We start from the raw sequence: 15,591 nt of genomic DNA on the forward strand, positions 1-15,591 counted from the left end.
TCCTTTTATTAAAAACTATAACTCTTCCTGGGAGGTGATGGTGGACAGAATGGTGTCGTCCTTCTTGTCTGTCTGGCTCACTTCCAGCTTATCCACATCTTCCGGATCGATCTTCTCCTGAAGACCCAGCAAGGTCGAGCTCAAATAGATGGTGCTCAACGTCTCGCCATCCATGCTGATCTTGCTTCGCTCCGTGAAGTTCTTTCCTTTGATGTAATAATCGTCGCCGATTTTTACAATCTTATCGATCTCGATATCCTTGTATCCCATGCGCATCTTGGTCTGCTTGTACGGATTCTTCCCGCCGAAGACGTAATCCTTTCCATACAGCATGTCGTACGCCAGCGTTTTCTGATCGCTCAGATAGCTGGACGACTTCTGAGAATTGCTCTGCTGATAATCGAAGATCACACCACGGTGAGACAGACCCGCATCTTTAAGGAGCTGGGCCCCGGCCTGGTACGAGTAGAGCTTTCGATCATTCTCCGACAGACCGATGTTATCCCAGATTACATACCGGGTCTGGTACAGGTTGCCGTCTGCATAATCCGCGCTCTTCACATCCAGTGCCGGAATGTGGTCGCCGTAGATCAGTACAATGGTCGGTTCGCCGCTTTTCCGGATTTTGCTCAGAAGATCTCCGATAAAAGTATCCATCTGATGCGTTTCGTTTACGTAATATTCGTACTTCCATTTGGTTTCTTCGTTGTCCGCCGTTACCGTGGTATAGGGATCCTTAAATACCTGCTCCGTCGGGTAACTGCCGTGTCCCTGCACGGAAATGATGTGCATAAAAGAAGGATTTTTCGTATTGGTCAGGATGTCCATGATGTCACCGGTCATGGTTTTATCCTGTGCCCATCCGGTCGGCGTCAGCTCGATATTGTTCATGTATTCCGCCGAGGTAAAGCTGTCAAAACCCAGGTTCGCATATACTTCGTTTCGGTTGTAGAACAGCGCCCGATGATCGTGCATCGCATAAGTGGAGTATCCACTGTTCTTCAACACGTAGGCCATGCTTTCCAGGGTTTTCTCTCGAAGCTTTCCCTTGTACGGATACTCTCCCGGACCAAAGAACTTCGCACTGATTCCCGTCAGCACCTCGAACTCCGTATTTGCGGTACCTGCACCGCAAGCCGGCACTTCAAACCAACCGGAAGTGTAGTCTTTCATTAATTTTGTGAAATTCGGTGTCGGATCGTTGGACACCTTAATATTGTGGAAATCCTGGGCATAGGCGAAGGACTCCATCTGAAGCACGATGATGTTCGGCTTGGTGTTATCCGTCTCCTTCTTCGTCGGCGTGGTATCCGTTCCGTTCTTCGTCTTTTTCAAAATCTTCTGAATGGAACTCTTGGAATAATCCGCCGGCTTGGAAATGCCTTTGTTGATGGACGTGTTGATAAAGCAATACGGGAATCCGTAGTCAGTGTACGCATAGTTCAAGTTACCGAAGAAGGTGGACAGCGTGCCCAGCCGGATTAGGCCAACGGTACTTCCCATCGCAGCGGCCACGGAAATCAGAACCACCGCGAAACTTCTTTTGTAGTTCACATTGTCCCACCGGTAGCTGCTAATGTAATACAATACGATAATAGCACCGCCGATGATCAGCGCCGCGGCACCGAGAACAATCTGCAATTTCGAATAGTAGGTAGTGAGCAGTGTCAGTCCATCGCCCAGATTCTGCAAGTCGTACAGGGTAAAAGGAGTCATTCGTTTAATCAGAATGCATCCGTTCACTGTTCCCAAGGTGCCCCATACAATCATGATGAGGAGCGTGACGAACCCACGCTTCCGGAACAGAAGCGTCAGCGTCAGCGTGGCAAAAATAATCAACCAGTTGTACAGGAACACCACTGGCTGCTTCCAAAGCATCATCACGCCGTTGAAAATTCCGTCGGTGGCTCTGGCGAAAGTCTCGATGTACAGGTACATCAGAAAGGACATCGCCGCCAACCGAAGGATGTAGCGCTTCTCATGGAGATTCGCATCGTGGAATCTCGGCTTTTTCTTCGGAAATTTCTCCCGGAACTTTTTCTGAATCTTTTCCTTCACCGAAATCAGCTTGGAAAGAATCTTTCCCGGATTCTTTTTTTCTTTACGATTTTTCTTGAACAATTTTTTCTTAATCAACTATCTCTGCCTCCAAATTGCATCGGATAATTCGGAAAATTCCTCCATGGTCAGACTCTCCGCCCGGCGCTTTGAATCAATTCCGCATTCCTTCAGTGCCTGCTGAATTTTGTCCTTCCCAAAATGATAGGATGCATCCAACGAATTCAATGCCGCCAAAGAATTTAACAGTGTTTTTCGGCGCATCATGAAACCTGCTTTGATGCACTGAAAAAAGAATTTTTCGCTGACCGGAGTGACCGGCGGTTCCTTCCGAAAGTTCAAGCGCAGAACGGCGGAATCCACTTTCGGTGCCGGGTCGAAACAGTTCCGATCGGCGTCACAAATTTTATCTACGGTACACCGATATTGAACGCCATAGGTGATGGCACCGGTGTTCTTGGTTCCCGGTTCTGCAATCAATCGATCCGCCACTTCCTTCTGCATCATGATGGTGATGTTCTCAAATGAAATTCCGGATTCCAGCAGCTTCATGATAATCGGAGTGGTAATGTAGTAAGGCAGGTTTCCCACCACCTGTACCTTGGAGACATTGAACTTCTCCTTTCCGCTCCGAACCAGTTCCTCCAGGTCGATTTCCAGAATGTCCCCGTGAACGATTTCCACCCGGTCGTTCAATGCAAATCGGGTTCTCAAATACGGAATCAATCGGTCATCCAGTTCTACTGCAATCAGCGCGCCGGCATAATTCATCAATTCGTCGGTCAGCACGCCTTGGCCCGGTCCGATTTCAATAACCAGGGTATCCTCATCTGCCAGACTTCCAATGGCGATGTCCTCTACCACTCCGTGGTCCGTCAGAAAATTCTGTCCCAGCTTCTTGGAATGCTGAAATCCTGTACTTTTCTTCTTACTCTTACTCAACTCTGCCCTCTTTATTCAGCGCTTCCAACAGCGCAGCTCGGTCAATACCGAAAGCATTGACCTTCTTTAGAAATGTCTTGCTGTTTCCATAGCCGATTCCGAGAACCGCTGCCGCCTTCTCCCGGCGAGCGGCGGAACCTTCACAACCCGATAAACCCAGCTGCTCCAATTCCTCCATGGTAATCGGATCCGCGGGTCCCTTCGCCGTTCCGGAATGCACCTTCAGCAGGGCCCGGATGATGGCTTCCGGGGAGGCGTTTTCCACCCCGATGTCACCGTCTCGAGTTGCTTCCTCCAGTGGCAGATAAGCCTGCTTCGCTTCCGGAAAACGGGCGGTAATCTTCCGCCGAATCTCCTCGCCGGAGAAATCCGGATCCGTAAATACGATAATCCCCTTCTCCCGATACGCCTTCTCCATCAGCGTCCAGGTTTCTTGCCGAATCCCGAACCCATGGGTTTTTATAATCAATGCATCCACTGCTTTCAGCAGAGCAATCTCATCGTCTCTTCCTTCTACTACTATGGCTTCGTCTATCGCTATCTTCTTCATTCTATTCCTTATCTTCATCCGGGAAGGTAAAAATAATCTCACCGGGATTCACCAGCCGAAGCTGTTCCCGGGCTCTCTTCTCAATATATTCCCGGCTATTCACATTTTTCAATTCTTTTTTTAAGTCATCCCGCTTTTCCGAAAGCTTCAAGTTCTGTTCCTTTAATCGCTTATTCTCGGACTGAAGCCTAGTGATGTTCCGTACAGAAGCAAACAGGCCGATTGCAATAACAATCACCAGAACCAAAACCACTTTGTTCGGTTTCCGTCGCCGCTTCTTTCCGGAGGCCATCGCTTTACGACGATTGGCTCGCTTCTGCGCTTTCTTCTGTTTCTTTCGGGCAGCCACCCGATCCTTTCGCGTCCGATTCAATTCTTCCACGGAAGGGTCGAGGAACTCCTCGTATGGATTTCTTTCCATTCAGAAAACACCTTTCTACTCGTTATTCAGCTGATTTCCCTTATTGCTGCCGTACAGATACGGGTATGGATCCACGTATCCACCGCCGTGTGGATGGATCTCGAAGTGCAGGTGCGGTCCGGTACTGTTTCCGGTATTTCCTACCAGTGCAATCTTCTGACCTTGGGCAACCTTATCGCCCACTTTACACTTCACGGCACTGCAGTGTCCGTATCGGGTGAAGGTGCCATTATTGTGAGTCACCTCTACGCACAATCCGTAGCCCGCAAAGTAGCTTGCCCGGGTGACGGTTCCTCCATCGGAAGCGTAGATTGGCGTTCCGATCGGCATACCGAAGTCCAGTCCGCCGTGGATTCTTCCCCATCTGGATCCGAAGTAGGAAGTAATGACCTCATTCTTCACCGGAATAATATAATGCCCGGTCGGATACCACTTCGGCTTGTCGTTGGTACCCACCAGAACCACCCTGTCCACGGATTTCTTGAGTACTTCCTTATCTCGAATATCTCTCTTTACTTCCTTACCGTTCTGATATACCACGGTACCGGTGATAATCTGTCTTCCGTTCACACCCTTCTGAGTGACTTCTCGGTCTCCCCGGTACATTTCTTTCGTCTTCTTTTCGATGGTCTTGTATTTGATGACCTCTGACATGGTGCCGTCTTCCGTCATCTCTACGGTAATCGGTTCCACCTTTCGGTCGATTTCGATTTTATCTCCCGATTCCGGTGTTCGAATAGTGGCCGTAACGGCAGACAGTGCGGTGGCCACATCTATTTTTTTTCCCTTGCTGACGTTCTTATCACCCTTTTCCGTCGTGTCCGCTTCTTCCTCTTCTCGGTTGGAATCGCTCTGACCGATGACCCGAATTTCTTGACTGTCTGCACTGTAGATTTCCTGCAGCTTCGCGGTATCCTCGTCTTCCATCACGATATGCTGCAAGGACATCTTTCCGCCGTTTTCCAGAATGTCCTCCGCTTCATTTCGAGTCATCACGCTGGTGAGCATGACGTTCACCGGCTTCACCTCTACGTGATGCTTAAATCCGATTTTCTGAAGCTGCATTCCTTTATCCGGCGTCCGGTAGTAATTTACCACGTCATCCAGCACCTTGTCGGCAACGCTCTTGGATTCCACCACAGCCAGCAGGCGGTCTTTTTCATAGATTCCATAACCCACCACGTCAATTTCCGTCATATAGGTGAGCTTGTTCAGCGCCTGGTCGGCGGTATCGATATCCTTCTTGGAGCTGGACACCTTCTTAAAGGTAATATTCTGTCCCACCTTGAAACGAATCTTTGCATCGTTTACCTTGGACAGTTTCTCCCCGGCGATATTCAAAATATTGTACACCTGCTCCTGGTCATCGACGTATCCAAGAATTCTTCCGTTATAGGAATATTGATAGGATGTTTCATGGTCAAAAACAAGAAGCATAAAGCAAATGATGACGATAGTGCCGAAGAATGCGGTAAGCATTCCGGTCGCGTTGTGTTTATAGCGGATCCGGGCGTCATTCATCTCATAAACCAAGCTGTACTTCATGGCGGCGAAAAAACGATCCACGGAAGCCTGAATGCGGTCATGGGTAGAAATCACATCCGCGGCTTCATCCACGATGATTTTTCCCAGAGTGATTTTTCCTTCTTTTGCTGCTTTCTTTGCCGCCTTTTTCTTTCTCTTCTCCGCAGCCTTTGCCTCCGCTTCCGCCGCTTTCTTCGCTTTCGCTTCCGCCTTTTTTCTGGCAGCCACTTCTTTCTTCGCGTTCTTTTCTTCTTTCTTCTTTTCCTTTGAGGATTTTTCTTCCTCCATATTCTCCTCCGGATTCACCGTTTCCGGCATTCGGTTATTCTCATTCATGTTGTCTATCGGTTTTTTTTCAAATTCCATTCATATGCCTCTTCAATCCGCTGTCTCTTGCAGGAGCAAAACTGTCCGTCATCGGTAATCCCGGTATCCCTGCACTTCTCGCACCGATACTTCTTCTCCAGATAGTCTTCCGGATATCCGCTTTGAAGAAGCAATTCCCGCTTCTTCTTTTCCAGTTTATTCCGTTTCTCCATCTGAATCTTTTTCTTTTCTTTTATATTTGATCCGAACTCAAAGGTCATCATGGCCTTATTCAGCTCGCTTTCCAGTTTCAAAATATCGGCCATCTGCGGAATTTTCCGGGCTTCATCCAGATGCTCCTGATACTCCAGCTCGGATTGGTTTCGAATATAATCGTAATAGGCGCCCAGGACTCTCCGACTGACCGTCTTCTGATAGCTGTCCCCTTTTTCGCTGTTGTTTGCGGAAGCCCTTGAGGATTTCTTTGTGTCGATTCCCCCCGCTTCCTTCATCTTGTTTTCCAAAACGCGATTCACATAGCGCAGGGATGGTTCCCGCATTCCTGCAGTGGTCCGACAAGCATCCAGAATTTCGCTCATCTTAAAGCCCCAGCTATCCAGCCAGGTATCCATCATCTCCCGATCGGCCGGACTCGGGGTTCGCTTGAAGCCTACCTCTCGGAAAATTCGGTGGTATTCGGAAGTTCTTTTACTCTCGCTGTCCAGCAGAGCCTTTACTTGAGCGATATCGTGACATCCCTCTTCCGTCCAGCGGATTGCCACCTTAGAAATATAGTCCACGCTGTACTTATCCAGCTCGCTGCAGTATTGAATCGCATAGGAATAGACATCCGGTGTCACCCCGTAAATATTGATGGTATCCCGGATTTTGTTCGCTTCCTGCGTGGAAATCGGCGTTCCTTTCGCCTCCTCCAGATTGGTGTACAATGCCCGGATTTCCAGGTCTTCCAGCCGCGCTACCTCTTCCGCCATGAGTTGTTCCGGCGTCTTGCTGACCGATGCTTCCGGTGCGTCCTGTGGCGCTGCTTCCGGAGATACCGATGCCGTCTTTGCCGGCTTCGCCTCTTCCATCGGCGTTCCGAATATCTCTTCAATTTGGCTGATAAAATCAATTCGATAGGACCGGGTTTCCGGGTCGTATACCTGCTGCACTGCGCCTTTATCTTCCCAGTACGCCCACGCCTTTTCGATATCCTCCACCGGCATATTCAGCACGTTGGAAGTTACTTTTATATCTTCCGCACCGCCAAAGCCCGCATTCATCAGTCCAAAGAGGTATACCTTCACGTATTCTCCCGGAGCTGCCGGAAGCAGTTCGCTGATGAACAAGTTCTCCACGCTGGTGCTGAACAGCAGCGGATTTCGAGTGTTAATTTTTTTGAATCTTATCTTCGCCATTGTACTCCTGTTATGTGTTGATATTGTAATCCTACAGTATGCTTCTTTCTAAATTTCCGAACTTGGTATACTTTCCAATCCATGCCAGCTCCACGACGCCCGTGGATCCGCTTCTGTGTTTTGCCACGTGAACTTCGCAGGTATTGCTCTGCCGGCTCAGATCCACTTCATCGTCGTCCTCCGCATAGTAATCCTCACGCTTTAGGAAAATGACGATATCCGCATCCTGCTCGATGGATCCGGATTCTCTCAAGTCGGAAAGCTGCGGTTTGTGATTCGGTCTTTTTTCAATGTCTCGAGATAACTGAGACAGCAGAATCACCGCGCAATCCAGTTCCTTCGCCAGAATCTTAATCTGACGGGTGATTGCACTGATTTCGTTCACACGGTCGCCGGACTTGAATCCCTGCTGGCTCATAAGCTGCAGGTAGTCGATGACAATCAGGTCCAGTCCCGCTTCCGCCTTCCGTCGGCGGCATTTATTCTTAATTTCCAATACCGAAATATCTGAGGTATCGTCGATAACGATCTTACAATTTTCGAAGCTGTCCTGAGCTTCGCTGAGGCTCATCCATTCGTCCTGGGTCAGGTTTCCTCTCTTCAGGTGCTCCATCTCTACAGAAGCGGCTGTTGCGAACATACGCTCACCCAGCTGTTCCTTAGACATTTCCATGCTAAATATAATGACGGATGCACCATCCGCTGCCGCATTTCCGGCCAGGTTCAGCGCAAACGCCGTCTTTCCCATACCCGGACGGGCTGCCAGAATGATCAGGTCCGTCTTGTGGAGACCGCCCAGCAACTTATCCAAATCCGTGAAACCGGTAGTGATTCCCGGGAGCTGTCCCTTATTTCGTTCCAACTCTTGAATCTGCTTGATATTTTCTACCAGCACCTCATTGATGTCCGTGTAATTTCTCTTCTGGGTTTTGTGGGCGATTTCGAAAATTCGCTGCTCTGCATGATCCAAAATAATATCTGCAGAGTTCTGCCCGTCATATGCCTGCGCCCGCATCTCGTCTGCTTCTTTTATCAGCTGTCGCATGTTGGACTTTGCCAATACGGTTTCCGCATAGTACTTTGCATTTCCCGGGACGATTGCGTTATCCGACAGACGGCTCAGATACACCATTCCTCCCACGAAGTCCGCCGTGTGCCGGCTTCGCAGCTGGGAGTACGTGGTGTTTAAATCGATATTAACATTTTTTCGACACAAATCCTGGAACGCCTTGTAGATTTCCTGATGTTCCCGAAGGTAGAAATCCTCGGCGCGAAGCCGATCTGTCACGTCCATCACCGCATCTTCCGATTGAAGCATGGATCCCAGGACGGCTTTTTCCGCCTCTATATCCTGGGGCGGTTCCAGACTGGTGGTTATCTCCCTTTCTTCTGCCATTTCTCGTCTCTTCTATCCTTTATATACAGTTCCGCGATTACAGTTCCGCAATTTCTTATTCTTCGGAAATAACGACCTTAACGGTTGCGGATACTTCCGGATACAGCTTCACCTCTACGGTGTGCTCGCCAATTTCCTTAATCGGCTTGGAAAGAACGATTTTTTTCTTGTCAATCTTATTTCCAACCTGCTTCTGAATTGCGTCGGCGATGTCCATGGAAGTGATGGATCCGAACAGCTTTCCGTTATCTCCTACGCGGGTTTTAATGGTTACCGTCTTGGATTCCAGCTTCTTTGCCGTTGCTTCTGCCGCAGCCTTCTCTTCCGCATTCTTCTTCTCAATGAAGGCCTTCTGCTTCTCCGCACTCTTTACGTTCTGATTGGTTGCCGGAACTGCCAGACCTGCCGGAATCAACCGGTTGTTGGCAAAACCGTCACTTACTTTTACAATATCTCCGGCCTTTCCGGTACCCTTTACGTTTTTCTTAAGAATTACTAACATGTCTTATTCCTCCTCTGTATTATCCTCATCTGTAAATTCCGGTAAAATCTCTTTGATCTGTTCAATGACTTCTTCCGGATTTTCCTCCACCTGTGCGCCGGCGGACGTGTGATGTCCTCCCCCGCCAAAACGCTCCATCAGCATCTGTACGTTCACATCTCCCAGCGAACGGGCGCTGATGACGGTCTTGTTCATATCGTTTTTGCCCAGTGCGATTGCAGCACGCACCCCCTTTACGGAAAGCAGCGAATCCGCAACCTGCGCGTTGATAATCTGAGCTTCTGTGGAATAGCCCTGGGATGTGGCGATTACCACACCGTTATCCAAGTACTCCGCATTGGCGATGGCATCCGCTTTGGACTGGAAGGTGGTCGCTTCGCTCTGGAAGAACCGCTTTACTTCCGATGTGTCCGCACCTGCTCGCCGCAGCCACGCAGCAGCTTCGAAGGTCCGCACGCCGGTTTTGCTGGAAAAACTGTTGGTGTCCACGGTAATTCCGGCCAGCAGCGTCTCCGCTTCGAACTTGTTCACGATTCGGCGGGTTGCCGTATACTGAATGATTTCCGTCATCAATTCGCTGGCGGAAGAAGCGTAGGACTCGATGTACGCCAGCGTCGGATTGGCAATGGAATCATCGGACAGACGGTGGTGATCCACCACAACCACCCGAAGGTTTTTCTCCAAAATATCGCTGCACTCCACCATGCTCGGGCGATTGGCGTCCACAACGATGATCAGAGTCTTCTCATCCAGAATTTCCTTCGCCTTATCGCTGTTTATGATATTGTAGTTTTCCGTTTCCACCGCCTGGGTGTATACGGTTTGAAGGGCTTCATTGTAATTATCGATCACGATATAGGCATCCCGTTCGTAATACCGGCAAATTTTATATGCGCCGATGGCCGAGCCGAAACAGTCCATATCCGGCCAGCGATGCCCCATGATAACGATTTTCGAGCTCTCCAGAATCAGCTGTTTTAACGCATGAGCGATAATTCTGGATTTTCCCTTGTTATTTTTTTCCAAAGACTGCAGCTTTCCACCGTAGTAGTGGGTGCGATCCCCATTCTTTACAACCGCTTGGTCGCCCCCACGACCCAGCGCCAACTCCAGTGCGGCCTCTGCCAATTCTTTTGCACTCTTCAAGGACTTCATTCCCAAAGCCATGCCGATGCTCAAGCTGACCGGAAAGTCTACCTTCGTATCGATTTTTCTCACGTCGTCCAGTACGGAGAAACGACTTTCGATAATTCGATCCGCATCTCTCCGGTACACGGTCATCATGTAGGAATCCGCTTCGATGGAATCGATGGAGGCATCATACTGAGATGCCCATTTCCGAACGATTCGATCCACTTCCGTCGGAACTGCCAGCCGGCTGTCTTCCGTCGTGCTGGACATCATCTCATCGTAATTGTCGATGCTGATGTACAGGATGCACACCTGTTCCTGCTTTCTCTCTTCCCTCAGGGTATCCCTTTCCGTCACATTAATAAAGTACACGAAAATATCTTCATCATCCTTCGGGTCGTTATTCGTCCGAAGGACAAAGGACTGAGAATTTCGTTCGATTTCAATCTCTTCAGCTTCTTCATCCCGAGCAGCGGCTACGAGCGCTTTCCTCTTCACACCGGTCAGGGCAAAGAAATTCTGCTCCGCAATGCCTTCGTAAGCAAATACATCCTTCATCAGTGCGTTTGCCGCTTTGATACATCCATCCGGTGCCAGTATGCAGGCGGGGAGCGGGATGTCCGCTAAGTATTCGTTTACGCTTGAATTTTCTGTTACTTGTATCTGTTCCATAGTATTCTCGCAGTCTATTGTCCTATCCTTAATTTTTCTTTAAATTATTTCCCAACTGTTCTCAGAAGATCAATCAGTCGGTTTAATTCATCAATGCTGTAGTATTCCAGCTCGATTTTTCCCTTTTTCTTACCCTGAACGATGGATACCTTTGTACCGATCAGGTCTCTCAGGTCGTTTTCCACCGTTATTATTTCAGAAGACTTCTTCTTTTCCGGCTTCTTCGTTTCCTTTTTTCCGCCCTCTTTCAGTTTTTTTACGATTTCCTCCACCGTACGCACCGAAAGCTCTTCTTTTTCAATTCGCTCCGCCAGCATTCGCTGTTTTCTCGGATCTTCCAACGACAGAAGTGTTCTTCCGTGAGCCGCGGAAATCTTTCCTTCACTCACCTTTTTCTGAACATCTTCCGGAAGCTTCAAAAGACGTACGGAGTTTGCGATATATGCCCTACTCTTGCCCAGCGATTCGGATACCTGTTCCTGTGTAAAGCCGAATTTGTGAATCATCTGCTGCAGTCCGTTCGCCTCTTCAATCGGATCCAAATCCTCTCGCTGCATATTCTCGATGATGGTTACAATCAGATTCTGCTTCTCGTCGAACTCCCGAATCAAGCAAGGAACTTTCTTCAGTCCTGCCAGTCTGGACGCTCTCCATCTCCGTTCGCCGGCTACCAGCTCGTATCCGGAACCCTTGCGCTGTACCACCAGCGGCTGAATTACGCCATTGTCCTGAATGGATTGAGACAGTTCCTCCAGTCTCTTCACATTGAATTTTTTTCTCGGCTGATTTGGGTTCGGTTTAATATCATCGATATCGATGTAATGCACCCGGTCTCCCGAATCCGCTTCTTCTTCCTTCTCGAACACTTTATCTATAACCGCGGTATTCTCTTCTTCCAATACCGGTGCCGCATCTGCAAAAAGTGCATCCAGTCCTCTTCCCAGTCCTCTTTTCTTTGATGCCATTCATTATCTCCCTTCTCGCTGTACAAATTCATCGGCCAGTTTCTTATATGCCTTGGCCCCCTTCGACGAAGGGTCATAATCCACAATAGAAAGTCCGTAACTCGGAGCCTCCGCCAGACGGACATTCTTCGGAATCACGGTCTTGAACACCTTATTGCCAAAGAATCTTTTTACCTCCTGCACTACCTGCAGTCCCAGATTCGTCCGACCATCGAACATGCTGAGGATGACCCCGGTTATCTGAAGATTTCTGTTCATCTCTCGGCGAACCAATTCCACGGTTTTCATCAGCTGACTCACGCCCTCCAAAGCGTAGAATTCGCACTGAATCGGAATGATTACTCCATCCGCTGCGACTAACGCATTTACGGTGAGCAGTCCCAGAGATGGCGGACAGTCGATAAAAATAAAATCGTATTCGTCTTTCACTTGCGCCAATACATTTCGAAGTAAAATTTCTCTGCCGAAAATCTGAATCAGTTCCACTTCCGCACCGGACAGATCCACGCTTGCCGGGATGATGTCCAGGTTCTTCGTTTCGGTATGGTACACCGCCTTGTGAACGTCGTACTCTTCCATGGTCAGCGCCTCATAAAGCGTATCGCGAAGCTCTCTCTTCACCAGCCCCAAGCCGCTGGTTGTATTTCCCTGGGGATCGATGTCCACCAGTAACACACGCTTTCCTTTGCGTGCCAGGCAGGCCCCCAGATTGATATTCGTTGTTGTCTTCCCGACACCGCCCTTTTGATTAAAGATTGCGTATGATTTTCCCATTCATTTTCCTTCCTTCTGTAATTAAAATCATCTGTTTATTATATAATAAAAGCACTTTCATTTCCAGTTTTCAGCCCCCGCTATTGCCATATATCACCGAATCTTCACGCTTTTTTCTTTCTTTGTTTCACGTGAAACAATATATTGTATTTTTTCTTTTCGCTGACACAAGTTAAGAAATGTTGTATTGTGTTTCACGTGAAACATATATAATATTTCCTACAAAAAATATCTTTTTTCCTTCAGAAATTTTCACAAAAGAATAATTCTGCACCAGTCAACAACAGTTCGACTATAAGCTTCGAAGAGCATGTCTCTCGAAGATGTTTTTTATGACCGAATCAAGATGAAAAGCATTGGAAAAACCTGTTTGTAGTGGCAAAATAAAAGGGAACGTCGACTCTAGTTCATTGTACGAAGAATTAAAAATCGCCCAAATCTTTTCCTTAACGCAACATTTCAGAGAGACTGGGCGGTTTTTATTTTTACTTGTCCACAGTTAAAGATTACATTTCATTTACAGTTTCCAATAATTCAATCGGAGTTGTAAAAACACCTATTGTATCATTGTTATCATCAAAAAATTCCACTTCAAAATAATTGCCATCGTACTCCAGTACAATAGTTCCCTCTGTTCCGGCTTTTAATCCTTTGAATTCTTTGTTCAATTTTACTACATCTAACTCTTTCATAATTTACTTTCCTTTCTTATCCGGGTAAACCGTGACAATTTTGTAAGTACTTCTGTTATTATCCTTTTGTATGACAACCACTACGTTGGCACTTACTGATTCACCTGCTTTCCCGATTAACTTTGTTTTATAGGTGTGCTTTGTTCCAAATGGGGTTACTTCAGTTTTATCAGGTATTTTTCCTATAATTGATTTTACGATGTTTTTATGAAACAACTTAGAATCAGTTGAAGAATATCCTAAAACATCTTTCATAAATTTTGCTTTTGATCCACCTTTTGGATGATTTATATTAAGTAAATATCCCTCGGTTTTCTTTTTGCTATAACGGACATCTCCGAGTGATTTTATTGGAATCTTTGCCTGCTCTTTTGTACCGTGGCTATTACCAAATTCGCCGTGATAACCTGTACCCATTAAGCCCTCACCACCTTTCGGGAGCTTGAGCAATCACTGTCATACTGAATGATTTCAATACCTGCTTTTATGTAGTCCTTGAATATACAATCCGGAGCTACTCCATAGACTAAAATTCTCTTCGGTTCCAACTTTTTCACAGTTTCTCTTAAACCTCTTTCAAAGTATATTCGCTCAATGTTGACTTTGACACATCCATGCGACCCAACTGCAATGGTTCCATTTTTGGCAACACCGTCACAGCAAAACGCATACGAACGTTCATCAGAAAATCTGATATTTGGAATAACGGTAATGCCGTTCTCCTGTAACCAGTATCCGATAGCTCGGTTTCTGTAAGTGTTCCACTCTTGCATAACAAGAGGCATATCACGATATAGACTGAAGTCAGGAGTAATGACTCCATCAAAATTCTTTAAAATCGGAAGATACCTGTTTGGTGCGTTCCAGATTCTCTCAAATTGTACATCATCCTCGAAGAAATGTACGAAACTATTGAAGTCTTTGCTTCGTATTGATTTTGAAAACACAGTTAACTTGTGTGGGATTACATCAACGGATTTGATACAAGGCATTTCTAAAGAGCCATCATAAGTCGCATTCCTTACAAGAAATGAACGAAAGACATCCTTACAGCCTTTTCTGCTATAGTTAGTTCTAGACATATTATAAAACTTTCCGGGGATTAGTGAGAAAACGGCATAGAACCCCCTTGTTTAGAATATTAATTTACCGTTTTCTATTGAATATCTCTCCGAAAATTGCTATAATACTTCTGCTTTGATACGAATAGCAATATTCGGAGATGAAATCAATATATCTTGTCTTAACAAGTTATATTGATTTTTTTAACATTAAGAACATTCAAGAGGCATCACTCCTTTCACTATTAATCTTTTTATATTGAATTTTGGCAGCATCATAAGAGACACCACATTCTTCAATAATTTCTCCTACGGAACAACCTTTCATTAAATGTGCTGGAACCAAAAGTTCTCCGGCAAAGCATTTCGCTTGCCACTCCGGGTCACGATATGCTTTAATTTTTTTGTTGGTAAAATTTCTTTCTAACTTAAATCCGCAAAAGCAAATGGTGAAATAGTGCCCAATTTCATGTGCAATAGTCATTCTATCTCTGCCATTTCCATTGCAAGCACCTTCATACACGCTTTCCCTTATGCGGATATGACCGGTAAGAGTATTGGTGTCAGCGTGAGTTCCAAAAGGTAACTCGTTATTCTCTACGATTTCATAACTGAAGTTATCAAATATTTCAGCAAGAACATCCAATAGTTCCGTAATGGGAAAATACTTTTCATTTTCTAGACCCAAAAACTTTCTTAACATTAAAGTTAAATCTCTGATATCTTGTCTGGATTTGGGCTCAACAATGTATTCTGCCAAACTATTTCTCCTCTTCTTTTCTCTTTAAAATAGCGAATATTTCTTTACTGGCTTCTTCGTCTAAACTGTCAAAATGTCTGGCAAAGCATACTGCGAGTTCACGGTTACCTGAAGGAATATCTTTAATTTTTAATTCAACAGTTTCTCCGGATTCAATAACGGCATTTTCCAATTCCTCTTGTTGTTTAGCTGAAAGATTGTATAAGTTTGCTAATTTCTCGTACCAAGAGGCAGGCATTTTCTTCTTACCATTTTCAACAGCTGATAAAAATGCTGAGGAAACATTTAAATTTTCGGCCATTTCTTTGAGTTTCTCCCCACGCTGTAGTCTCAATTTTCTCAAAAAAGCTCCAAGTGTTGTTTTCATTGTCCATCCTCCTCAACCAAATTAGGTTAACTGTATTGTATACCACCTTCAT

General features: G+C 46.4%; 16 protein-coding genes. All 16 read right to left on the reverse strand.

What is annotated here, in order from left to right; genetic code table 11:
• Positions 1-15: 15 nt before the first annotated feature.
• Positions 16-2,136 carry an LTA synthase family protein gene (locus FYJ65_RS05615; protein WP_154554373.1) on the reverse strand — a complete coding sequence of 707 codons (2,121 nt, stop codon included), beginning with the start codon at positions 2,134-2,136 and terminating at the stop codon, positions 16-18.
• Positions 2,137-3,000, reverse strand: a complete 864-nt coding sequence (gene rsmA, locus FYJ65_RS05620; RefSeq protein WP_154554374.1) for a 16S rRNA (adenine(1518)-N(6)/adenine(1519)-N(6))-dimethyltransferase RsmA — start codon at positions 2,998-3,000, stop codon at positions 2,137-2,139.
• Positions 2,993-3,550, reverse strand: coding sequence for a ribonuclease M5 (rnmV, locus tag FYJ65_RS05625; RefSeq protein WP_154554375.1), 558 nt, complete (start codon positions 3,548-3,550; stop codon positions 2,993-2,995). The genes rsmA and rnmV overlap by 8 nt, the downstream gene beginning before the upstream one ends.
• Before the next feature lies 1 nt (position 3,551).
• On the reverse strand, positions 3,552-3,971 hold the full coding sequence (locus FYJ65_RS05630; RefSeq protein WP_154554376.1) for an FtsB family cell division protein: 420 nt from the start codon (positions 3,969-3,971) through the stop codon (positions 3,552-3,554).
• Between the two features lie 15 nt (positions 3,972-3,986).
• The gene (locus FYJ65_RS05635; protein ID WP_154554377.1) at positions 3,987-5,861 is read right to left on the reverse strand and encodes a peptidoglycan DD-metalloendopeptidase family protein; all 1,875 of its coding nucleotides are present in this window, start codon (positions 5,859-5,861) and stop codon (positions 3,987-3,989) included.
• Positions 5,837-7,219: a DnaD domain protein gene (locus FYJ65_RS05640; RefSeq protein WP_154554378.1), complete on the reverse strand. Its 1,383-nt coding sequence runs from the start codon at positions 7,217-7,219 to the stop codon at positions 5,837-5,839. The genes FYJ65_RS05635 and FYJ65_RS05640 overlap by 25 nt, the downstream gene beginning before the upstream one ends.
• A 31-nt stretch (positions 7,220-7,250) precedes the next feature.
• Complete coding sequence (gene dnaB, locus FYJ65_RS05645) at positions 7,251-8,615, reverse strand: replicative DNA helicase (RefSeq protein ID WP_154554379.1); 1,365 nt, start codon at positions 8,613-8,615, stop codon at positions 7,251-7,253.
• A 55-nt stretch (positions 8,616-8,670) separates the two neighbouring features.
• Positions 8,671-9,117 carry a 50S ribosomal protein L9 gene (gene rplI / locus FYJ65_RS05650; RefSeq protein WP_154554380.1) on the reverse strand — a complete coding sequence of 149 codons (447 nt, stop codon included), beginning with the start codon at positions 9,115-9,117 and terminating at the stop codon, positions 8,671-8,673.
• A gap of 3 nt (positions 9,118-9,120) precedes the next feature.
• Positions 9,121-10,920 (reverse strand): GGDEF domain-containing protein, encoded by a 1,800-nt coding sequence (locus FYJ65_RS05655; RefSeq protein WP_154554381.1) that lies wholly within the window; start codon positions 10,918-10,920, stop codon positions 9,121-9,123.
• Between the two features lie 44 nt (positions 10,921-10,964).
• Positions 10,965-11,885 carry a ParB/RepB/Spo0J family partition protein gene (locus tag FYJ65_RS05660; protein ID WP_154554382.1) on the reverse strand — a complete coding sequence of 307 codons (921 nt, stop codon included), beginning with the start codon at positions 11,883-11,885 and terminating at the stop codon, positions 10,965-10,967.
• Positions 11,886-11,888: 3 nt separating this feature from the next.
• A complete protein-coding gene (locus FYJ65_RS05665; RefSeq protein ID WP_154554383.1) occupies positions 11,889-12,659 on the reverse strand; it encodes a ParA family protein in 771 nt (256 codons plus the stop codon).
• Positions 12,660-13,165: 506 nt separating this feature from the next.
• Complete coding sequence (locus tag FYJ65_RS05670) at positions 13,166-13,351, reverse strand: DUF4926 domain-containing protein (RefSeq protein WP_154554384.1); 186 nt, start codon at positions 13,349-13,351, stop codon at positions 13,166-13,168.
• Positions 13,352-13,354: 3 nt separating this feature from the next.
• Positions 13,355-13,768, reverse strand: coding sequence for a DUF6883 domain-containing protein (locus tag FYJ65_RS05675; protein WP_154554385.1), 414 nt, complete (start codon positions 13,766-13,768; stop codon positions 13,355-13,357).
• The gene (locus FYJ65_RS05680) at positions 13,768-14,433 is read right to left on the reverse strand and encodes a DUF4417 domain-containing protein (RefSeq protein WP_154554386.1); all 666 of its coding nucleotides are present in this window, start codon (positions 14,431-14,433) and stop codon (positions 13,768-13,770) included. The genes FYJ65_RS05675 and FYJ65_RS05680 overlap by 1 nt, the downstream gene beginning before the upstream one ends.
• Before the next feature lie 199 nt (positions 14,434-14,632).
• Positions 14,633-15,172: an ImmA/IrrE family metallo-endopeptidase gene (locus FYJ65_RS05685; RefSeq protein WP_154554387.1), complete on the reverse strand. Its 540-nt coding sequence runs from the start codon at positions 15,170-15,172 to the stop codon at positions 14,633-14,635.
• Between the two features lies 1 nt (position 15,173).
• Entirely contained in the window at positions 15,174-15,539 is a 366-nt protein-coding gene (locus tag FYJ65_RS05690) for a helix-turn-helix domain-containing protein (protein ID WP_154554388.1), read from the reverse strand.
• Positions 15,540-15,591: the final 52 nt, after the last annotated feature.

The sequence above is a fragment of the Mogibacterium kristiansenii genome (genome assembly GCF_009695905.1).
GTDB lineage: Bacteria > Bacillota > Clostridia > Peptostreptococcales > Anaerovoracaceae > Mogibacterium_A > Mogibacterium_A kristiansenii.